Source organism: Bifidobacterium asteroides (assembly GCF_019469425.1).
GTDB lineage: Bacteria > Actinomycetota > Actinomycetes > Actinomycetales > Bifidobacteriaceae > Bombiscardovia > Bombiscardovia asteroides_I.
In genome coordinates, this window is sequence record NZ_CP048272.1 from 167,796 (window position 1) to 189,306 (window position 21,511).

A 21,511-nucleotide genomic window follows, 5' to 3' on the forward strand; every position below is an offset into this window, starting at 1 on the left:
CACTACCGGTGACCGCTCGTGAAGTCCGTCAAGTTCACGGGCGGGCTGGTGGCTGGCTTGGTTATCGGTCTGGTTGTTTCAGGTCTGCTCTCATGCTTGTCCGGTCTTCGGGCGCCCGGACGTCCGATTGTCCGCAGGTTTTGGTTTTTCGGTATGTTCGGATGTCCACCATGTTGACGGCCGGCCCCATTGGTCGGGCCCGGCCGACCATACTTGGAGCATGGATACTTCAACAATCACTGCCTGTCTTGAGGCAGATCATGCCGCTGATTTGCGCAAAGCCGCCCAACGTCTGGAAGGTGTGGCCCGTCACACCCTTATCGAGCAATCCGATGACCTGGGTGCTCGGATTGGCCATCGCGTTCTGCTCAAGCCGGAGAATCTGCAGCTGACTGGATCCTTCAAGATTCGCGGAGCTTATAACAAGGTGGCCTCGTTGGATCAGGACGAACTGGACCGCGGCATCGTCACCGCTTCCGCTGGCAATCATGCCCAGGGGGTGGCTTTTGCCGCACGCAGCCGTGGCGCGAAGGCCACCATCGTCATGCCCCGGATCACTCCGCCCCTCAAGGTCGATGCCACTCGGGCCTATGGCGCCGAGGTTGTCCTGCAGGGCGAGGTCTTCGACGAAAGTTCCGATTACGCCTTGGGTCTGGCACGTGATCGCGGCATGACCTTCGTCCCGCCCTTTGACGACTACGAGGTCGTCTGTGGTCAGGGGACCATCGCCATGGAAATTCTTCAGGATGTGCCCGATGTCACCGATATCGTGGTTCCCCTGGGTGGGGGCGGGCTGGGCGCTGGCGTTGCGCTCGCCGTAAAAACCTTCAAGCCAGATGTCAGAGTCATCGGAGCCACCCCGGTCGGATCTCCGGCCTGGCGTGAATCTCTGACAGCTGGTCATGTGGTCGCGGCGGATCAGATGCGTACGGCCGCCGAGGGCGTGGCCGTCAGGCGTCCCGGCGATCTGAACTACGCCCTGCTCAGCCGCTATATGGATGATCTGGTCCAGGTGACCGAAAGCGACATCTCCGAGATGATCCTATTCATGCTGGAGAAGCACAAACTGGTGGTCGAGGCGGCTGGCGCCGTCTCCCTGGCGGCCCTGGGACAGTTGGATCTGCAGTCCGAGGTCTTCCGGTCGGCCCCGGGGCCGCATGTGATCGTCCCCATCATCTCGGGCGGCAATATCGATACGGTCACCATGGGTGCTGTCATCCAGCGGGGGATGATCTCCCGCGGACGCATCATGCAGTTCGGCGTGGAGCTGCCCGACGTTCCTGGTCAGCTGGTTAAGGTGGCCACGGTCCTGGCCGATCTGCGTGCCAATGTGATCGAGCTCAACCACGACCAGTTCAAATCCTCCGGCCACTATGACAACGGTGTGCTCTTGGAGGTGACTGTGGAGACTAACGGCCCCGATCACATCACCCAGATCCTGGATACCTTGCGTAGTCGAGGCTTCCAGGTCCATCAGAACTACTGAGCACTATGTCAAGATTGGATCCGGTGCCCGTGCCCGGCATCCGATGTTCGGGGACAATGATGGACAATGATCATCGCTGCGAGAACAGTCGGAATCGCCGATGCCTTTGCTGGGCTTGGCTGATGGGACTTGCTGGTTCTTAAAGGACCAATCTATGGCAATCCTTGTGCTGCCTTGCGTCTTATCACAGGCGGAGTCCCTTCCCCGGAGTCGCCACGGTCTGCGGGTGGAGGACGTGGGTATATCAGCCTATTTCGATAATCGACGAACAGATTTGCTTTATTTCCTCATTGTGTGTTGAGATGATGACGGCAGCGCCTTGTTGGGCAAGTTCGCACAGTATGCGTATTACGACGTTGGCGTTGTCCTGATCCAACGCAGAGGTCGGCTCGTCTGCAAGAATGACACCCGGCTGTTTGAGCAGAAGCCTCGCGAGGGCGATTCTCTGTTGTTCCCCGCCCGATAGGGTGTAAATCTTTTTCTTCTGCGAGCCATTCATTCCGACGATGTCAAGTACTCTGCCGATTCGTTCGTCCTGTTCCTTGCGATGCTCGCGCTTCTTCATTTTGAGGGGAATCTGCAGGTTATGCGACACGTTCCACTGTTCGACAAGACCATAGTTCTGGAATAGAAATCCTATGTTTTCGCGAAGACACACTCGCTGCCCCTTCCGGCTCTTATGCAAATAACCGGAGCGGAATGTCCCTTCGTTGTAAGTGACCGATCCTTCATCGAAGTCCTCCAACAAGCCGACGCAGTTGAGCAGGGTCGTTTTGCCTGCACCGGACGGCCCGCTCACTGCGATTATGGAACCAGGTCCAGCGTCGAAGGACAGTCTCGACCATAAGGTGTGTTCTGCAAATCTCTTGGTAAGTCCTTCGACTTTCAATGTCGGCTGCCTGCCTGCGTCTGTCATATGCATCTCCCTCCGCACCGTGGATTCACGGGCGTTTGATGTCGTCGGCACGGAACCTTGATTCGTATACCGATACGGTAATGGCCATGATGAGGCTGGATCCGGCGAAGAGCAATGTTCCAGCCACCAGATCCGCAACCTTGCTCATCGAGCCGATAATGCCGACTGCCATGAGGGTCAGCAGCACCCCGGTATTCTGCATGACAAGAAAGCCTCCGTGTCTTCTGAAGAACCCGTATCCATGGATGAATTGGACGAAGGAGAGTCTGCGTCGTCTTGCGCAATACGCGGCCGAGCACACGAGGATGGCCATCATGGCAGCGGCCAGACCGAACGATATGGCTATGATGTCCCCGCGTTGCTCGTTCCGGGATAATGACAATGTATACGCTACCGAGTCTTTGGCGTTGTCAATACCCTGGAAGTATCCGGAGATTCCATAATGGTCCAGCTTGCTTTGCAGGAGTTCCGGATCGGAGAACAATACACTATCGCTTGATGTGTATGACAGGTATACCATGGGGCTGATCAACCCTGACGATGGGGATGTGACGGCTACCACCGGATCCTTCAAAGACAGCTTCTGCTGATCTTCTGCAGGCATGAACTGGGTCCCCGAGAAGAGGGATATGTCTTGGCCCGAACGTGTGCGGACCAGGACGCCGTGAGGGCTACAGGAATATGGTTTCTGTTTCTGGGTAACACCCAGTTGGCACTGTGTCTTGAAATATTCGGCATATTTCTTCAACAAGGCTCCGGGGTCCCCTTTATATGATGAAGGCACCAGGAGTGTGAAAGCCCCAATATCTCTTCCAACCACTCTAACCGGTTTCCCATCAAGTCCGGCAATGGGTTGTTTGTCAAGATAGTTCGGGCTCACTATCATCGAATCGGATCCGTCCGGTTCATAAGGATCATTGTTCCCATCAGCGGGACGAACGGAGTCACCGTTATATCCGACCAGCATTGCCTTCCCTCTGCTGTCAAGATCCTCGATCACTTTCATCAGGGGAGGCGCTGTCCGGAGATCATCCTCGTGTGGGGTGTTGGTGTTGACTGACAATCTGAGGACATATTGATCCGAGATGCGAGACCACTGTGCCAGGGACCGGCTGGTGCTCTGTACCGCGCTGATTCTATTCAGAGACCCGCTGATGGTACCAAAGAGAACAGCCACCACCATGAACTGGGCAAAACCCGCGATGATGCCATCACGGAGTTCGTCGCCCTCCCCGTTAAGGACGGCGGGTATCCGATCGCGGAATGTACTGGCACCGCCTAAAGTCAACGCCAGGAAGACAAGATATGCTGTCAATACAGCCACGGCGATCAACAGCGTTCGGAGGAGTCTCCAAATCTGGTGGAAGTCATTGACAATCCAGAGGAAAGGCAATCCCACCAAGGCAATCGTCATCAATCCCACGGCGAGCGTGGCGAGCAGTGAAACCAGCTCGCCGACAAGTATCCTTCCGCTGGTATAACCGTGCATTGCCTTGATCGCATGTATCTTCCTGTTCCTGGACAGGGAATACGCGGTGGAAACCACCAATGTGATGGCGATGATAACGACTCCCGCCCAAAGGCCACCCTTCCCTAACGCATATATCATCGCAGCTATCCAGAAGCCTCGTGACCAGAGGCTTTGTGATTCGTCAACCACTATCCGGGAACGTGACAAAGCCTTGGCGAGCTGTTCCATATGCGACCTATCCGCATTGGTCGCATAGCTTCCGCGCAAGTCCTGGGTGGTAATCTCTTTATAAGAAACTACTTTCGTTGACTGGTCACGCGTTGAAAAGGAAGGATAATCGTACCCTCCATTTCGTTGAAAAGACTTTTGGTCACCCACAAAGGCCACGAGAACACGAGAATTCATCGAGTTACGAAATGAAGGTTGGATCTTGAAGACATTGATCCCCAAAGTTCTTGAAGCTTGGGCAATCGCACGCACAGCATCCGCCTTTGTCGCGGTATCAACCCTCTCGATGGTGAAAGAGGTACCAGTACCCGCAGGAAGCTCCTGATCGATGGTGATAAGCATCTCGAATGTCACCACCATGGTCAGAATCAAGGAAGCCCAAATAGTCAACCGTTCAATCCAGTGAATTCGCAAATCACCTCACCCACCCAAAGCAAAGAGAAGTCCTGCCGGCATGTGCCCGCACATGCCGGCAAATAGGGGTCAGCGCCTCGTTCACTCAGTGATACTAAGCATCATGGTATTAGCATGCCTGATACTCGTAACTGAGTTAATATATACCCCAGTAGCACTGATTGCCTTTAGCACGGCGGCCAGTCTGAGCGACAGCCCATTTACCGCTATATGCTTGTGATGTGACGCGTCCAGTACCTATCGCGGTCGCATAATGGTTCTTCTTCGGATGCATATATGACGAAGTCACATGTCCCCAAGCTGGAACCCCGGACAGATCACAAGTAAAACTACCTCCACCAGCGCCACCTGCCATGGCAACAGGCGCTATACCAGTCGACAATGCAAGAGCTACCATTGATGAAGCAACAACTCTCCCAAACTTCCTCATAGTTTTCTCCTTTGAAAACAAATATGATGGTGAAAACTTTCCACCGCCACTCGTTATACTCCATAAACACAGCTAAATCAAATACAGCTAACTCATTCCAGCCTCTCACACATTGAGGCCACTCTTATGTCACTGACACCGATGCGGAATCCGAACCGGTACGATGACGCTGACCATTCCTGGAACAATTCCCTTGCCGGAGTTCGGACAACACACCCAAGACCAGTTTGCTTGGTTGCACTCACACCACGAGCATGGGATGTTTTAGTGGATGCAGTGCGGAATCATGCAGAGAATGCCTCTGCTGATGACACTGGCGGGGATAGTGGCGGTCAGCCAGCTGCGGATCTGCTGCCGGTAGCCGGTCGCCCATCCGTCCGATCTGCTCGCCCTGCAGCCTGGAGACCCGCTCGTTCACGTGCTGCTGCCCGTCGTGCATCTTCCTGAGCTGTGTTTCGTTCCTGCTGGCCGGTTGCTCCACGCTCTTCTCGAACGCCTTGCAGCCAGAGAGGATGACCTTCCTTGAGGCCTCGTTCTGCCTGTCGCCTGGGTCCTCTGATCGCTGCAAGCTGGTCAGCAGCATCTGGTTGGCTGTTCCGTCGTGGAGGTTATGACCTCCAACTGCTCCTTGAGGTTCAACTGGCTGCTGGAGGTGAGCTGTATCTGCGCCCTGGAGTTCCTGAGCTCCTTGAGCACATGCCTCGTCTCGCGCAGTCGTGTGCTCAGGTCCTCCTCGTTGCCCTGGTTCGGGTTCTCGTCCATGTCTCCTCGTTTCGTCCAGCAGCGATTGCAGTTCCCCGACCACGCTCTTAATCTGTTTGCGCAGCTTCTCGATGAGCGTCTCCCCCAATGACCGCGAAGCGAAGTTATCCACCGTCAAAATCAAAGTCAAAAACTCAAGCTTTCTAGTATAGGTATCTAGTATAGGTATATAGGGGCCCCTCGTTAGTCCCACTGCGAGTAGGGCTAAGAGGGGTTTTATTGCATTCAAAGTCCATCTCTTGGATTTGGCCTGATTGTGGCTTGTCTGCGCTGGTTGGTGCATTTGGAGTGTGTTGATTGATGGTGGTTTCGTGATTGCTGGTGGGTCTGATGCTTGGGTGGTTATGTTTGGTGAATGTGATTGCTGGTGTTTTATGGATGTGGTGAGCTGGTTTTGGGTCTTTTCCGGGATAACGGTGGCATACTCGCTTCGGACTGCGGCGGTTCTTCCGGTGCACACGCCCGGCTCTGTTCTTTCCTGCCGGCTCCGGCGGGCTTGTACCCCGTGCATGGAGGTGGAGCATTCCACCAGGATGGCTCAGGACCGGCTGACCGTTCTGGGCATGCCTCGCGGGATCGCCTACGCGCAGCCGAACGCATGAACGCATAAACGAAGGGCGCCCCCAGGAATCCATGAAGATTGGAATTCCTTGGGGCGCCCTTGCGTCCTGGTGCGGTGGCCGTCAGGCTTCTGTCGGCTGCTCGGCCATGGCCTGCAGGTATCGGGCGACGGCCTTGCGGATGATGGCCGACTTGGGGATGCCTTCCTTCTTGGCCAGCCGGCTGGCCTTGTCGTCCAGGTCCTCGGGCACCCTGACCCTCCAGGTGCGTCGAGCGGTCCGTGCCTCGGCCCGCCGTTCCTCCGGCTTCTCCAACTTCGCCAGGCTCTGGGCCATGAGCGATGCGGCCTGCTCGTCGGTCAGCAGCGGGGCGTCGGGGTCCCGCCGGATGGCGGCCTTCGGGTGGTGGATCAGCTCCCCCCGGTCGGCTGCGCGGATCAGCGCATCGATGTCCTCCTGGTTCTCGGATGTGACTTGCTTGGCCATTTCGCGCTCCTTTCCCTTCCTGCACGCCTGTCCCTCTCCGCCCTCACCGGGTGGCCTCGGCCCGGCGCAGGCGCATCTGGTCGAATTCCTCCTGGAGGTCGTGGAAGAACTCGTCCTCATCCACTCCGCGGTTCGGATCCTTGCGTCGTACGGAGCCTGGTATGACGTCCAGGCGTTCCTCGCGTTCGGCCTTGGCGTTCATCTCCTCCATCTGCCGGTGCTCTTGTTCCGTCTTAGGCTCGTACTCGTATTCGTTCATGGCTATTCTCCTGTACCCAATAACATGGCTTTTTAAATTATTGGTTGGTGTGGTCTGGCCGTCTATCGGTCGTGCTTGTGCGACTTGATCAGCCGCCGCCACACGTCGGTGACGGTCATGATCTGGAAGGCGACGAAATCCCCGGGCTCGGCTTCCTTGACTATGACCTCGATGCAGCCCTTTCCAAGCGCTCCAGGATGCCTGGGCCCGACGAGAACCACGGCATCCAGCCCATTCCGATCCTGAATCTCCTCTTTGCTTGCATGATGTAGGACGGCATAGCCGATTTCCTGGCAGGCGATACACCATGCCCGCCAGCGCTTCTGGCCATCTTGAGCGTTTGAGCTCCTCTCTCCCCCGCCCTCCATCCATATGGCACCACACTGACGACCTACAGTCAAAGGCCGCACTCTTTTCCTCTGGGTGTTCCTTGGATTTTCCAGCCGCGACCCTGCCGATGGGCGCATGCCATCCTGGCGTCGCCAGCATGTAGTTGAGCGCATCCGCATAGGCTGTCGCCTCCTGGGCGGCGACCGGGGACACCAGGCCCAGCTGCTTGCCGTATGACCATATGGAATATGTGGTACATATTTTATGAATTTTGGCCAGAGGCGGGTAAATACTGTTGTCCATAACGGCGTGGTGGGGAGGCATCCATGATGGGGATACGGAAGAAATTCAAGGAGCTGAAGAATCAAAAACTGACTCTTTTTCGCCCAGACGATATTCAATGGCTAACCCTTGGACAGCTCCAGCAGAGGTATGACGACCTTAAAGACCAGCGCGACAAGCAAATGGCATGCACAGCGCCTGCTCGCGTTGTGCGCAGTGTCCAGCTTCATCTCCTTCATGTCGCAGCCCGCCTGGAAGAAGCTTAAGAGCACTCCGCAGAAAGTAATGCTTGTTTTCTGCACTATCTTATTGGTGACCATTGTATTTTTGATCGCTGCGGTGATCATGGGTGATCTATACAGCCCCATAAAAACCCCCATGCTGGTAAACACCACAGCACAGGCACAGCCACAATCCACGGGGGAAAACCAAAAAAACCTCCTTGATGAGTGGAAGGCACAGGTCGATATATTGGAATCTCATAATAACTTACGAGAAGCCATAATTATCTCTGCCTATGCCGCATATGCAGTTGCCCTGGATGGCATCATTGCTTGTTTTCTCCCCCTGTAATCCGAGAGGGAGAGCAGCAGAGCCAGGAATCTTGTAGCTTGGTCTTATGATTTTCCTATGGAAGTCTATGCAAAAGAGAAAATATATCATGCCATAGATGCATGTAAACAATTCGATGCAGACAAACACCCCGAGCTCTTCAATGGATATCTCTTTAGTAGGTACCAGCTTAGGCAAAACGATTTTCCAAGGTTGAACTTATTTCTGACCGCTGCTCAACTTCAACTGGCCAACTGCCTCCTGCCTCTTAATAAGGCGATAAGCGGTGAAAGTAAAATAGAAAGTCTTCTTAACAACTTAACAGATACGCTAGGTGCTCTGTCTGCTTTCGACAAAACGATAATGACTGAAGCCGATTATGAGGTGGTTCTCGGCGATAACTTTCCTAGGGCGCAGATTGAACACGCCATTCAATCTCTACGATACAGGCCTTCACATTGGGAGGAACCTAGATCACAGGATAGATTCCGCGAACCGCCGTTAAAGAGACACCCCATGTTTTCAGTGGAGCCTGTTGATAATACAGGCTTTGTTGCAAATTCACCTAAAATTCTTTCTGATGTAGTGGATCCACTAGTACAGCATTCGAGATTGTCCAATGGAGCCTACCGTTCACAGCCAAACGAAGGACAGGATCCGCAGGAGCACCAGCAGAGCACAACGCAAGCGGAGCAGGCTGGGCGGAAACATTACACGGTGTTCGTCAGCTCGACCTTCGAGGATATGAGGGATATTCGCGCGGCTGTGCTGGGGAGGCTATATTCCACGGAAGACTTCATGCCGATCGGCATGGAGAACTTCATGGCCTCCGACAGCAGCCAGCTCGACTACATCCGCGAAAGGCTCAATGACACCGACATCTACGTGCTGCTCCTGGGCGGCAGGTACGGCACCCTCACCCCCCGCGCGGACAGGAGCTACACGCATGAGGAGTATGAGATGGCCAAAGCCAACCCTGATGTCAGGGTGCTGTCCTTCGTGTGCGACCATCCCGAGAATCTGCCCGCCGAGAGACGCTGGCGAAACGATGACGAACACGACAGGCTCATGGAATTCACTAAGGAAGTGGAAAGCGACAAAATGGTCAGGCCCTGGGCAGTAGACGCCGACCCGGAGAAGATCGCCGGCGATGTCTACCAGTCCCTGGTCGATGAGACGAAAAAAGGAACAATGCGCGGCTGGACCAGAGGAGAATGGCCTGAACCGGAACAGTAAAGCCGCCCAGTCAGCCAGGGCGTGAGGAGCCATCCCCGCAAGGACAAGGATAGTTCTCTGGCGCTTCCTCCGGCGCGGCTGTTCCTTCAGAGGCTTGCCTGGTGCTGTTCCTTCTCCCCTACCCGTCCGATCGCCTTGTAGATGGTGCTTCGGCTGACGTTGAACCTGGCGGCTATCTCCTTGACGGTCACGGTCCTGGAATCGTACAGCTGGCGCACCATGGCGACGTCCTTGTCGGAGAGCTTGTAGGGGCGGCCGCCTTTCCTGCCGCGCGCCCTGGCCGCCGTCAGGCCGGCCATGGTGCGTTCCCGGATCAGGTCCCGCTCGAACTGCGCCAAGGCGGAGAAGATGTTGAAGACCAGCACCCCTCCAGGCGTGCTGGTGTCCATATTCTCGGTCAGGCTGCGGAACCCCACCCCCTGCTTATGGAACCGGTCCATCAGATCGACCAGGTTCTGCACGCTGCGCCCCAGCCTGTCCAGCTTCCACACCACCACCGTGTCGCCCTCGCGCAACGCCTCCAGCATCCGGTCCAACTGGGGGCGGCTGGCCTTGGCCCCGGAGGAATGATCGACATAGATCCTCCCGCAACCCGCCTTCCTCAGCGCATCGGTCTGCAGATCCTCGTTCTGCTCAAGCGTGCTCACCCTCGCATAGCCGATCAGCATGCGCCCTCCCCTCGGCCGGCCGACGGCGACGGCTTCGGCCGCCGCGCATACGCCTTCCATGAAAACGGACGGTGGACCGGACCGTTATAGACCGGACGGTTATAGACCGCCATATGGGTCTTCCTGTATGGGCCTTCCCTGGGGACGATACGCTCGTTGATGATCTGCACCAGATAGTTGACCGCCAGCACGGAAACAGCCACCGAATAGAACAGCGAATAGTCCGATTTGTTGATTTTGCATCTTCCCATCAGGTACAGGACGATCACGAAGACCACACCGATGACGGCATATGGCGTGGTACGAATCCACCACCTGCTGGGCGGATCACTCTCCCGATCTCTTATAACATCGCGAGCATAAATGAACAGCGCCGTTGCCTCAACCAGAAAGAGGAGTATGAGAAACACAAACGACGCAGTCGAATACGACTCCTCAGAGTAATTTATAAAAGTATTTACCATCAGAAAGATATACAAAAGGTGCAGGAGATAGGAGCCCGTCGTTACCGTACTATAACTCTTATCCCATTCGGCTCCATACATGACTATGACACCATAAGAAAAGATGAAGAAAGAAAAGACAAGAGGAACCCATCCGGCAACGAAAGCTAACCCGTCTTTGTGTTTTTGCCAAAGAAACCTGAATGGTGAAAAGCAGATTAAGACCATAATTAAAAGACCGAAATCAGCCAAGAACGACATAAGACAGAGCGGGCCTTTATGACATGGGTTTACATTTTCCTTAAAATTTTCCCACCATCTTCTTCGACGCGCTCTATGTTTCACCCATCTGGCGAATATTCCAAGGCAATTGTTCTCTTTTCCCATATGTTTACAATACATAGATTAAAAGACCAGTTAAACTACGGCTTACCGTTTCGGACAGCGAAGATTCAGCGGAACCAATAAAATGTATATAAAACGGTTGTTTTTAATATTAAAATGCTATTTATATTTTATTCTTTGTTTGATTCTTCTTCAGAATTTTTAACATCCGTGCCTGTTTTCAGCGGATTTGTGTCTGCTGACTTCGGCTGGTCCGTTTCTTTCTGTTCCAGCCGCCTGATCACATAGGCATTGCCGTCATATCTGAGTCCGCGTTTCCCCGGTGATGATATTCTGCGATATTCGGCATTCTCCTGCTTGATTGTCCTCTGTTAGGGGAAGCTTCACCCGGCTCCAGGAGCCATGATGGCACAGCGGGTTCGCAAGGTACGGCCCCAATCAAGCAGTCATGTTCTGGCCACTAGAGGAAAAGGACTGTTGAAAGCAAAGGACAAACATTTCTGCATTGTTTAATACCTTATTTCTTCTTATTATTTCATTTGCTTCCGCCCATAGCCTGACTGCTTCCTGCTCCGCTTTCGTCATTTTTCAAATGTGATGCTTGTGATTTAGATTTGCTCAGATAAGCATATTGGGTGCTCGGATAAAAGTGATAATTTATTTATAAAAAGAAATAACTCACTCGCAATATAGCTGAGGGGTGTATTATATTCGATTGAAACAGAGATGTTTACGATCAATTTAATCTGACTACGGGAGAAGACAGATATGACCACCAGACTTTCTATCGGTAAACGAATAATAGGACTGTTTGCCGCTGCATTAGTTTTTTCAACGCTGACTACAGGAGTAGCATCTGCGCAGACACCTGACCTGGACACAAACCAACTGGAATCCATAGTCACCAGATACGGTAAAAAAATTGAAAATAGTTATTCTGGTGTCCAGATGCGTTTCAATGATAAAGAAGACCAGCTGGCGCAAAAGAATGGCATTAATTCTACATCGTACAAAGAGTCAGGATTATCTTTGAAAGACGTATCCACTACCACCAAGCTAATCGGTACTCAAAAAACCGACTCCGGTTATCAGGTACTGAGTGAAATTACCACTAAAATGGTACTAGTGCCAGAGGCCGGTACCACAATTACAATTGCTGGTGAAAACAGGAACCATTTGGATTCCTCCGCAACGGATCTTCATTCAATAAGTATCGCACTCACAAAAGGCAATGATGCGGATGGCTACACCGTTGTCGGTGATGAAATACAATATCCAGACGAACAAAATGATGAAACACCGGATATGATTAATGTTCCTCAATCAGTTCCAAACTCGGCTGAAACAAGAGAATCGTCAGACCCCTTTGCGAATCGAGCGGGATTGAATTATATAAAGATGTCCAAATATGCTGAAAAATGGACTGAAGATGCTCCGGGTAATAAGATGAATCCGGACTTCCCTATCTACGATGAAAAGAACGGGAACTGCGCTAATTTTGCTTCTCAAGCTATATATGCAGGAGGTCTAAAAACCACCTTCGGCAATTCACTGCAGATATGGGATGATCATGTATGGACATGGAATCTTGCCGGTATAGCCAAGGCTTCGCATACTTGGTCAACGGCACAGCATAACTATAATTATATGAAGGATTCTTCTGGTGCTTTTACCGAAGAGGACAGCCCGTGGCGGGTTGGTCAAGGCGGTCTTATTTATGGCGATTGGGACAATGATGGATCCTTCAACCATGTAATGGTAGTAGTCGGATACATCAATGATGGCTATAATTCAACTCCAGTTATTTGCCAAAAGAGCGCTCCACGCCATGACTACCCCTTTAGGGATTCCGTAAAAAATGCTCCAAAAACGACCAGATGGGCCGGTCTGCAATGGAAAGCGGAATGGTAAGGCTTAGGCAGGCTTGATTGGTTTGAAAACGCATGTTCGTAAACCGGTAATACAACGAAAATGGTTCCGTATCGGTTTACGGGCATGCATTATTTATATAGGAATATGGATACTATGTTTTGCGAGTCTTGCGATTAAAAGTGATCAGTATTCATGGGATTTGCGCCTATACGAAGAAACAGCTGAAAACGAGGTATCAACATATAGCACATTCCAAGAAATTGATTCTAAGATAAAAATTAATCAGCCATTACCAACTTTTAGCTGCAGAACAAGGCCGGAGATAATCGATTGTGCCACACGGCCTAACCCGCCGACAACGGGCATTCCTATGATTACCGCGATGATTTACGATTATGTACATGTTTCCAACGCCGACAGCGTTTTGCATAATTCTACGCTGGAACACCTGACTAATATTGATTTAATGAGTACCGAATTTCGTCATCATTTTGAATAGCAGCATAGGGAGTTAGTTAGCACATTATTTTGGATTAAGAACAATTCACGATCTCAACTATTCAAATACGATATTCCCATGATCCCGCCACCATTCCTACGTCCCCGGACGTCACAAATGGCATTGCACTACATGCCGATCCACCGCAGCGCGCCCAGCAGAAGGGGACGGAGTTTCTTCTCATAGTCATAAAGTGCATTACAATAGTGGTATGGCGATTAGGTTCACGGATTCGACGCACCGGCATTTCTGCGAGGACCGCCTCGACGAAGCCATGGTGCTCAGGGCCATGGGTGAACCGGTATGGACCGCGATCGTTGACCGGACGACCCGTCCGTGCTACCGTCGGCGCTCGGGGATCCGCCGATAGCGCTCATCGTGTGCAAAAGGCACCCAGGCGCATTGGACGACGACCTGCTCGAAGTGCTCATCCACCCCGATGGGCCCGACATGCGGGTATTCCACGTCATGCACCTGGGCGGACTGTGGCGCGACTACTGGCACCGCTGGCCCGACGGCCGGGGCGGGAACAGGACGACGACGGAAAGGAAACGGCAATGAGCGACAAGCACACACGACGCACGACCGTGAGGGCAAGCGAATACGAGAACCGCATGGACCGGCTCGACTGGGCCCCCTCGAAGCCGCCGGTCTCCGCATGGGGCGGCGAGGAGGCCAGGAGGATCAGCCAGGCCATGCTCGACCCCGACACAGACGCCACGAAGCTGTTCGCCACCCTGATGGGGCGCCCATCGCTCGAGCAGCGCGAACAGGGCAGGAAACCGAGCGTGCAGCACAGCGTGCGCTTGAGCGAACCCATGGACGAATACGTATCCGCCGCCATCAAGCGCGAGGGGTTGAAGAACCGCAGCGAATACTTCCGCATGCTCGTCCAGCGGGACGCCGAAATCCACCACACTGAACTTGTCGGCGCATGAAACGGGACTGAAGCCGAACCTGCCGGATCATGGCGACCACGCATGATCATTCCGGGGTATTCGGCACTTCTCCGCTTGATCATCTGCTGTCAAGGGAAGCCACAGCCGGCCATGTGTGCCATGATGGCCCAGCGGGTTCGCCGGCTGCGGTCACCATTAAATGGTGATTTCTTCCGCTGGCGAGAGGCGCCGGTGCTTTTCCTGATGAATTTGTACTCGTGATCATGTCTTTCATGCGAGCTTGAGCTCGGCTATTACATGTTTAATCTATTTAGTGACTATCTGCGGGGTGTCTGCTGATCATTGCGGCGTGACTATGGGTGTTTTTGAAGCACAGATTGACTCTGTTGGTGCTGCGAATAGGTGGAGAGACAGGATGGGGCGAGTGAATGCCGAGGAGCTGGGGAGCGCGATTATTCCTGTTCGAATTTCATGGACCCTATTGGTATTTGGTTCCAGTCCTCGTCGGTGCTGATAAGGGCATGTCCAGGGCATCAGAGCTTTGTTCGGGCGGGAAGACTTCGGCTTCCGGAGTCGATTCGCTGTCCTTCTTCTGGGGCAGGGGTTCGCTACCTGATGCAGAGTATCCGCGTGTTAGGGGTGCCGGTGTTCCAAAACGACGCTGACAGGGGGCCGGTACAGTCGGAGTGAGCCTGTAGTGAGACGGAAGACGGCGCAAGGATTGCCATAGTGGGCCCTGCAGGTTCTTGCAGGACCCATCAGAAATCTGCAGATCGCAGATCTGTTCCAGCAATTGCGCGGGGCAGTCAGCGAATCAACCCTGTCCGGCGATGGTTTTGTCGACGAGTTTGGGCAGTGCCTCTTCGATGGGTTCGTGGATGAGTCGGGTTGCCAGAGAATCATACTGGGTTGAACCCATGTTCATGATGGTGATTGGCACACCTGCCTGGGCTGCCACCGGCACCAGCGAGGCGGCCGGATACACCTCCAAAGTGGAGCCGATCACCCAGAATTGATCGGCCTGGCTGGCCAGTCTCATGCTCTTCTCCATGGCTCCCTCGGGCAGGGCCTGACCGAAGTAGACCACATCAGTCTTGATGATGCCATTGCATGGCATGTTGCCCTGGTAGGGCATGGGCTTGTGGCAGTGTGGATCGGGTTCCTGATCAAGCTTGGCCATGATGTCGGCAGTCCGATATGCCTGGCCGCACTTCATGCAATGGGAGCTGCCGATGCTCCCGTGAAGGTTGACGATGACATCATCGGAGTTGCCGGCTTTCTCGTGAAGGGCATCGAAGTTCTGCGTAGCCAGCAGGTTCAGCATGCCTGCCTGCTCCAGCCTGGCCAGTGCCTTGTGGGCCACTCCGGGCTGGGCCTTCCAGACAGGCGACTCCTTCTGCCACCGCCATGAATACTCCCGCTGCTTCTTGTCGCTCATGAACAGGTCCAGGTCATAGACATTCATCTGATCGGGATGCTTGGTCCAAACCCCGTCAGGCCCGCGAAAATCCGGTATGCCGGCTGAGGTCGAGATTCCCGCCCCGGTCAGTACTGCAATTGTTGTGCTCATACACCCGTCTTACCATCCGTCAACAGAATCCATGACTCGCAGACCAACATAGTCGCGAACATACACCTATATCAACATTCATATTCATAGGCTGTGGATGACTGGCGGTCGAGAACGGAAGGTCAACTCCGCATTGGATATAGACGACTATGACCAGAGTTCAAAAGGACTATGAAAAGGACTGAGCCGGCACGCCGATGGAACCGGGGCCTGATCGTTCATTTGTGAATAAAATGTGCGCATGAAGCGGGGACTGTGAGCTGAAGGCCCATCTTCGTGAGACTCGAAGTTAGGAAGGAGCATGTAACGACACGCCGTCTGAGGCCTTGTTATTACTTGTTTTGAGGGTGTTTATGGAAGGGCCGAGTTGCGTTTTGGCTGGCTCGTGGTAAGTTTATCTCTTGCTGCTCAACACGGCGGTTCTTCTTCCGGGAGGAAGTTGAATGGCTTGTTGGTGTGGTGGTGGTTTGAGAACTCAAGAGCGTGTTTGTGCTACTTATAGCTTTTTGATTGCCAGTCCGATGCCTTCCCCTGTTTGGGGTTTCGTGGGAGCGTGTAATTGGTGTCGGGGTTTTTCGTGGGTTGGTTTCCTCCTTATGGAAGCCGGCCCGTCAATTATTGATGTGGGCTGTTTCGGCCTTCTTCATGGTTTTTTGTGGAGGGTTTGATTCTGGCTCAGGATGAACGCTGGCGGCGTGCTTAACACATGCAAGTCGAACGGGATCCGGGCAGCTTGCTGCCTGGTGAGAGTGGCGAACGGGTGAGTAATGCGTGACCAACCTGCCCCATGCTTCGGAATAGCTCCTGGAAACGGGTGGTAATGCCGGATGCTCCGCACTGTCGCATGATGGTGTGGGAAAGGGTTTACCGGCATGGGATGGGGTCGCGTCCTATCAGCTTGTTGGCGGGGTGATGGCCTGCCAAGGCTTCGACGGGTAGCCGGCCTGAGAGGGCGACCGGCCACATTGGGACTGAGATACGGCCCAGACTCCTACGGGAGGCAGCAGTGGGGAATATTGCACAATGGGCGAAAGCCTGATGCAGCGACGCCGCGTGCGGGATGACGGCCTTCGGGTTGTAAACCGCTTTTGATTGGGAGCAAGCGAGAGTGAGTGTACCTTTCGAATAAGCACCGGCTAACTACGTGCCAGCAGCCGCGGTAATACGTAGGGTGCAAGCGTTATCCGGATTTATTGGGCGTAAAGAGCTCGTAGGCGGTTCGTCGCGTCTGGTGTGAAAGTCCATCGCTTAACGGTGGATCGGCGCCGGGTACGGGCGGACTGGAGTGCGGTAGGGGAGACTGGAATTCCCGGTGTAACGGTGGAATGTGTAGATATCGGGAAGAACACCGATGGCGAAGGCAGGTCTCTGGGCCGTCACTGACGCTGAGGAGCGAAAGCGTGGGGAGCGAACAGGATTAGATACCCTGGTAGTCCACGCCGTAAACGGTGGATGCTGGATGTGGGGCCCGTTCCACGGGTTCCGTGTCGGAGCTAACGCGTTAAGCATCCCGCCTGGGGAGTACGGCCGCAAGGCTAAAACTCAAAGAAATTGACGGGGGCCCGCACAAGCGGCGGAGCATGCGGATTAATTCGATGCAACGCGAAGAACCTTACCTGGGCTTGACATGTGCCGGACGGCTGCGGAGACGCGGCTTCCCTTCGGGGCCGGTTCACAGGTGGTGCATGGTCGTCGTCAGCTCGTGTCGTGAGATGTTGGGTCAAGTCCCGCAACGAGCGCAACCCTCGCCTCGTGTTGCCAGCGGGTCATGCCGGGAACTCACGGGGGACCGCCGGGGTTAACCCGGAGGAAGGTGGGGATGACGTCAGATCATCATGCCCCTTACGTCCAGGGCTTCACGCATGCTACAATGGCCGGTACAGCGGGATGCGACATGGTGACATGGAGCGGATCCCTGAAAACCGGTCTCAGTTCGGATCGGAGCCTGCAACCCGGCTCCGTGAAGGCGGAGTCGCTAGTAATCGCGGATCAGCAACGCCGCGGTGAATGCGTTCCCGGGCCTTGTACACACCGCCCGTCAAGTCATGAAAGTGGGCAGCACCCGAAGCCGGTGGCCCAACCCGTGAGGGGGGGAGCCGTCTAAGGTGAGGTCCGCGATTGGGACTAAGTCGTAACAAGGTAGCCGTACCGGAAGGTGCGGCTGGATCACCTCCTTTCTACGGAGATTATGAAATTCCTCTGCGTGGTTTGCGTGGGGGTCGTGCCTGTGGGCCGGCCGGTTGGCTGGCTGGCGTGGGCGTGCTGGCGTGGAACGGTTTGAAGGCTGTGGCATGGATGCGCTGTTGGGTTCCCGGACCGCCACCTTGGTGGGTGGTGTTCCTGATGCCCGTCGGGTTCCTGCGTGGGGTTTGTCCCGCGTCGGGTCCTGTCGGTGTGCTGGTGGTTTGAGAACTGGATAGTGGACGCGAGCGGATGGCCGGCTTTCGGGCCGGTTGTCTGCTGTATTGTTTCGTCCGAGCCTATTTTTGAGTGGGTTCGGGTCGATCGTTTTGTGATCGTTTAGTGTGATGATTTGTCGTCTGGCAGTTCGCAGTTGTTGTTGTCGTGGCATGGCCTGTGGTCGTGTTGTCGGCAAGGGCGCATGGTGGATGCCTTGGCAGACAGGACCGATGAAGGACGCGTGGGGCCGCGATAGGCCTCGGGGAGCCGCCGACAGGGCTTTGATCCGAGGGTGTCCGAATGGGGTAACCCGCCGGCCGTGATGGGCCGGCACCGCATTCGTGCGGGGGGTACGCAGGGAAGTGAAACATCTCAGTACCTGCAGGAAAGGATATTCCGTGAGTAGTGGCGAGCGAAAGCGGATGATGGCCAAACCGGTGCCGTGCAAGACCCGTCGGGGGTTGCGGCATGGGTGTTGTGGGACTTGGCGTCCGGGCTCCGACGGGCCCGGCGGCAGTGATAAAGCGGCGTGTGAGGCGAACGGGATTGAATTCCCGGCCGTAGAGGGTGATGGCCCCGTAGCCGAAGGCGCGCCGCCTGCCGGTTCTTGTTCCCAAGTAGCGCGGGACTCGTGGAATCCCGTGTGAATCGGCCCCGACCGTGGGGTAAGCCTGAATATTCCTGTCTGACCGATAGCGTACGAGTACCGTGAGGGAAAGGTGAAAAGCACCCCGGGAGGGGAGTGAAAGAGTTTCTGAAACCGTGTGCCTACAATCCGTCGGAGCCTTTCGGGGTGACGGCGTGCCTATCGAAAAATGAGTCTGCGAGTCAGTGGTGCGTGGCGAGGCTAACCCGTGTGGGGCAGCCGTAGCGAAAGCGAGTCCGATAAGGGCGTTTCCAGTCGCGTGTCCTGGACCCGAAGCGGGATGATCTAGCCCTGGGCAGGTTGAAGCGCGGGTAAGACCGCGTGGAGGACCGAACGGACCTGGGTTGAAAACCGGGCCGATGACCTGGGGCTAGGGGTGAAAGGCCAATCAAATTCCGTGATAGCTGGTTCTCTCCGAAATGCATTTCGGTGCAGCGTCGCGTGAGTGCCTCCATGGGGTAGAGCTACTGGATGCTTGAGGGCCCGTATCGGGTACCGACAGCAGCCAAACTCCGAATACGTGTGAGGTGTATCGCGGCAGTGAGTCGGCGGGGGATAAGCTCCGTCGTCGAGAGGGAGACAGCCCAGATCGTCGTCTAAGGTCCCCAAGCGCGTGCTAAGTGGGAAAGGATGTGGAGTCGCATAGACAGCCAGGAGGTTGGCTCAGAAGCAGCCATCCTTGAAAGAGTGCGTAACAGCTCACTGGTCTAGTGGTTCCGCGCCGATAATGTAGCGGGGCTCAAGCACGCCACCGAAGACGCGGCAGCGCAGTTCGCTGTGCTGGGTAGGAGAGCGTTCCGCGTGGGGTGAAGCGGCGGCGTGAGCCGGCCGTGGACCGCGTGGAAGTGAGAATGCAGACATGAGTAGCGAGAGGCGGGTGAGAATCCCGTCCGCTGGATGACCAAGGGTTCCGGGGCCACGTTCGTCGTCCCCGGGTGAGTCGGGTCCTAAGGCGAGGCCGACAGGCGTAGTCGAATGGATGAAGGAGTCGATATTCTCCTACCGGCGTCAAGCCGTCCAATCCAAGACGTGGAAGCATGCCCTTACCCGTGTCGGGCGATGGTCTTCGGACCGTCCGATGGCATGGGACCGGCGTGTGGATGCGTGGCGGGTAGCGCGGGAGTGACACGGAACGGGAGCCGGGCCGCGGTGGTGGTTATCCGTGGTCAAGCATGCGGCGCGTCGGGCAGGCAAATCCGCCCGGCATGAGCGCGAGGTGTGATGATGGGGGGTCTTGTGCCCCGAATCCGGTGTGCCGTTCCGTCGAGAAAAGCTTCGGCGTGAGGAGTGGCGCCGCCCGTACCCTAAACCGACACTGGTGGTCAGGTAGAGTATACCAAAGCGATCGAGCGAATCCTGGTCAAGGAACTCGGCAAATCACTCCCGTGCCTTCGGTATAAGGGAGGCCCCGGCCGGTGAGGCGCCTTTGCGCGCGGAGCCGGCTGGGGCGGCACAGACCAGGGGGTAGCGACTGTTTACCAAAAACACAGGTGCATGCGAAGACGTAAGTCGCTGTATATGCACTGACGCCTGCCCGGTGCCGGAAGGTTAAGAGGATCCGTCATCCCTCTTCGGAGGGGGCAGCGGTGAATTCAAGCCCCGGTAAACGGCGGTGGTAACTATAACCATCCTAAGGTAGCGAAATTCCTTGTCGGGTAAGTTCCGACCTGCACGAATGGCGTAACGACTTCCCCACTGTCTCGACCAGGAGCTCGGCGAAATTGCAGTACGAGTAAAGATGCTCGTTAAGCGCAGAAGGACGAAAAGACCCCGGGACCTTTACTATACCTTGGTATTGGCGTTAGGTGAGGACTGTGTAGCATAGGCGGGAGGCTTCGAAGCGGGTGCGCCAGCATCCGTGGAGCCGGAATGTGAAATACCGCTCTGTCCTCATCTGGCCTCTAACCTCGGCCGGTCATCCCGGCCAGGGACAGTGCCTGGCGGGTAGTTTAACTGGGGCGGTTGCCTCCCAAAGAGTAACGGAGGCGCCCAAGGGTTCCCTCAGCCCGGTTGGCAATCGGGTGTTGAGTGCAATCGCACAAGGGAGCTTGACTGCGAGACCGACGGGTCGAGCAGGGACGAAAGTCGGAGATAGTGATCCGGTGCCGGCGTACGGACGCGGCATCGCTCAACGGATAAAAGGTACCCCGGGGATAACAGGCTGATCATCCCCAAGAGTCCATATCGACGGGATGGTTTGGCACCTCGATGTCGGCTCGTCGCATCCTGGGGCTGGAGCAGGTCCCAAGGGTTCGGCCGTTCGCCGATTAAAGCGGCACGCGAGCTGGGTTCAGAACGTCGTGAGACAGTTTGGTCTCTATCCTCTGCGCTCGTTGGAATCTTGAGGAGCCCTGCCCATAGTACGAGAGGACCTGGGTGGACGAACCTCTGGTATGCCGGTTGTCGCGCCAGCGGCACGGCCGGTTGGCTACGTTCGGATGGGATAACCGCTGAAAGCATCTAAGCGGGAAGCCCCCTCCAAGATAAGGATTCCATGAAGCCTCCGGGCTTCTGAAGACCCCATGCAGAACACATGGTCGATAGACCGGACGTGGACACCCCGCAAGGGGCGGAGCCGACCGGCACTAATGGTCGAGGACAACACAACACCCGCCCTCATGGAAGGGCGGCGGCATCAACCCGACTGCGTACACGGCCTGCGGCAATAGCACGGACAGCCACAGGCGATCGAACACGAAACACGCGTCCGCCATCCGGTCCCCAAACCGCCAGGAAACCCCGCTCCCCTTCAAACAG

18 protein-coding genes and 2 rRNA genes are annotated in these 21,511 nt (G+C 55.3%); 8 read left to right on the top strand and 12 right to left on the bottom strand.

Features of this window, described 5'->3' with window-relative positions; all coding sequences use genetic code 11:
* Window positions 1-220 precede the first annotated feature (220 nt).
* Entirely contained in the window at window positions 221-1,486 is a 1,266-nt protein-coding gene (ilvA, locus tag GYM67_RS00600) for a threonine ammonia-lyase (protein ID WP_220236663.1), read from the top strand.
* Between the two features lie 244 nt (window positions 1,487-1,730).
* Here ilvA and GYM67_RS00605 read toward each other — a convergent pair whose 3' ends face one another.
* The 8 genes from GYM67_RS00605 to GYM67_RS00640 all read right to left on the bottom strand — a co-directional run bounded on the left by GYM67_RS00605 (window position 1,731) and on the right by GYM67_RS00640 (window position 7,422).
* Window positions 1,731-2,402 (bottom strand): ATP-binding cassette domain-containing protein, encoded by a 672-nt coding sequence (locus GYM67_RS00605; RefSeq protein ID WP_220236664.1) that lies wholly within the window; start codon window positions 2,400-2,402, stop codon window positions 1,731-1,733.
* 25 nt (window positions 2,403-2,427) lie between these two features.
* Complete coding sequence (locus tag GYM67_RS00610; protein ID WP_220236665.1) at window positions 2,428-4,461, bottom strand: bacteriocin-associated integral membrane family protein; 2,034 nt, start codon at window positions 4,459-4,461, stop codon at window positions 2,428-2,430.
* 190 nt (window positions 4,462-4,651) lie between these two features.
* Window positions 4,652-4,945: a lactococcin 972 family bacteriocin gene (locus tag GYM67_RS09350; protein WP_220236666.1), complete on the bottom strand. Its 294-nt coding sequence runs from the start codon at window positions 4,943-4,945 to the stop codon at window positions 4,652-4,654.
* 241 nt (window positions 4,946-5,186) lie between these two features.
* Window positions 5,187-5,528, bottom strand: a complete 342-nt coding sequence (locus GYM67_RS00620; protein ID WP_220236667.1) for a hypothetical protein — start codon at window positions 5,526-5,528, stop codon at window positions 5,187-5,189.
* Window positions 5,519-5,707, bottom strand: coding sequence for a hypothetical protein (locus GYM67_RS00625; RefSeq protein WP_220236668.1), 189 nt, complete (start codon window positions 5,705-5,707; stop codon window positions 5,519-5,521). The genes GYM67_RS00620 and GYM67_RS00625 overlap by 10 nt, the downstream gene beginning before the upstream one ends.
* A 683-nt stretch (window positions 5,708-6,390) precedes the next feature.
* The gene (locus GYM67_RS00630; RefSeq protein WP_220236669.1) at window positions 6,391-6,753 is read right to left on the bottom strand and encodes a ribbon-helix-helix protein, CopG family; all 363 of its coding nucleotides are present in this window, start codon (window positions 6,751-6,753) and stop codon (window positions 6,391-6,393) included.
* A gap of 43 nt (window positions 6,754-6,796) precedes the next feature.
* Window positions 6,797-7,012 (bottom strand): hypothetical protein, encoded by a 216-nt coding sequence (locus GYM67_RS00635; RefSeq protein ID WP_220236670.1) that lies wholly within the window; start codon window positions 7,010-7,012, stop codon window positions 6,797-6,799.
* Window positions 7,013-7,074: 62 nt separating this feature from the next.
* The gene (locus tag GYM67_RS00640) at window positions 7,075-7,422 is read right to left on the bottom strand and encodes a hypothetical protein (RefSeq protein ID WP_220236671.1); all 348 of its coding nucleotides are present in this window, start codon (window positions 7,420-7,422) and stop codon (window positions 7,075-7,077) included.
* A gap of 352 nt (window positions 7,423-7,774) precedes the next feature.
* On the opposite strand from GYM67_RS00640, the gene GYM67_RS00645 reads away from it, so the two are divergent.
* Both GYM67_RS00645 and GYM67_RS00650 read left to right on the top strand, forming a co-directional pair.
* A complete protein-coding gene (locus GYM67_RS00645) occupies window positions 7,775-8,197 on the top strand; it encodes a hypothetical protein (protein WP_220236672.1) in 423 nt (140 codons plus the stop codon).
* A gap of 57 nt (window positions 8,198-8,254) precedes the next feature.
* The gene (locus tag GYM67_RS00650) at window positions 8,255-9,412 is read left to right on the top strand and encodes a DUF4062 domain-containing protein (RefSeq protein ID WP_220236673.1); all 1,158 of its coding nucleotides are present in this window, start codon (window positions 8,255-8,257) and stop codon (window positions 9,410-9,412) included.
* Window positions 9,413-9,498: 86 nt separating this feature from the next.
* Here GYM67_RS00650 and GYM67_RS00655 read toward each other — a convergent pair whose 3' ends face one another.
* Window positions 9,499-10,080: a recombinase family protein gene (locus GYM67_RS00655; RefSeq protein WP_220236674.1), complete on the bottom strand. Its 582-nt coding sequence runs from the start codon at window positions 10,078-10,080 to the stop codon at window positions 9,499-9,501.
* Window positions 10,074-10,775, bottom strand: a complete 702-nt coding sequence (locus GYM67_RS00660) for a hypothetical protein (protein WP_220236675.1) — start codon at window positions 10,773-10,775, stop codon at window positions 10,074-10,076. The genes GYM67_RS00655 and GYM67_RS00660 overlap by 7 nt, the downstream gene beginning before the upstream one ends.
* Before the next feature lie 861 nt (window positions 10,776-11,636).
* Here GYM67_RS00660 and GYM67_RS00665 point away from each other — a divergent pair.
* On the top strand, window positions 11,637-12,779 hold the full coding sequence (locus GYM67_RS00665) for an amidase domain-containing protein (protein WP_220236676.1): 1,143 nt from the start codon (window positions 11,637-11,639) through the stop codon (window positions 12,777-12,779).
* Between the two features lie 13 nt (window positions 12,780-12,792).
* Window positions 12,793-13,239, top strand: a complete 447-nt coding sequence (locus tag GYM67_RS00670; protein ID WP_220236677.1) for a hypothetical protein — start codon at window positions 12,793-12,795, stop codon at window positions 13,237-13,239.
* Window positions 13,240-13,578: 339 nt separating this feature from the next.
* Here GYM67_RS00670 and GYM67_RS09205 read toward each other — a convergent pair whose 3' ends face one another.
* Window positions 13,579-13,704, bottom strand: coding sequence for a hypothetical protein (locus GYM67_RS09205; protein WP_258561513.1), 126 nt, complete (start codon window positions 13,702-13,704; stop codon window positions 13,579-13,581).
* Window positions 13,705-13,796: 92 nt separating this feature from the next.
* Between GYM67_RS09205 and GYM67_RS00675 the strand changes: the two genes are divergently transcribed.
* Window positions 13,797-14,177 (top strand): toxin-antitoxin system protein, encoded by a 381-nt coding sequence (locus GYM67_RS00675; RefSeq protein ID WP_220236678.1) that lies wholly within the window; start codon window positions 13,797-13,799, stop codon window positions 14,175-14,177.
* 775 nt (window positions 14,178-14,952) lie between these two features.
* Here the strand turns inward: GYM67_RS00675 and GYM67_RS00680 are convergent.
* Window positions 14,953-15,708, bottom strand: coding sequence for a Sir2 family NAD-dependent protein deacetylase (locus GYM67_RS00680; protein WP_220236679.1), 756 nt, complete (start codon window positions 15,706-15,708; stop codon window positions 14,953-14,955).
* 652 nt (window positions 15,709-16,360) lie between these two features.
* Here GYM67_RS00680 and GYM67_RS00685 point away from each other — a divergent pair.
* Both GYM67_RS00685 and GYM67_RS00690 read left to right on the top strand, forming a co-directional pair.
* A 16S ribosomal RNA gene (locus GYM67_RS00685) occupies window positions 16,361-17,885 on the top strand.
* 405 nt (window positions 17,886-18,290) lie between these two features.
* Window positions 18,291-21,362 (top strand): 23S ribosomal RNA (locus GYM67_RS00690).
* Together the 16S and 23S rRNA genes form the textbook arrangement of a ribosomal RNA operon.
* The last annotated feature ends 149 nt before the right edge of the window (window positions 21,363-21,511 follow it).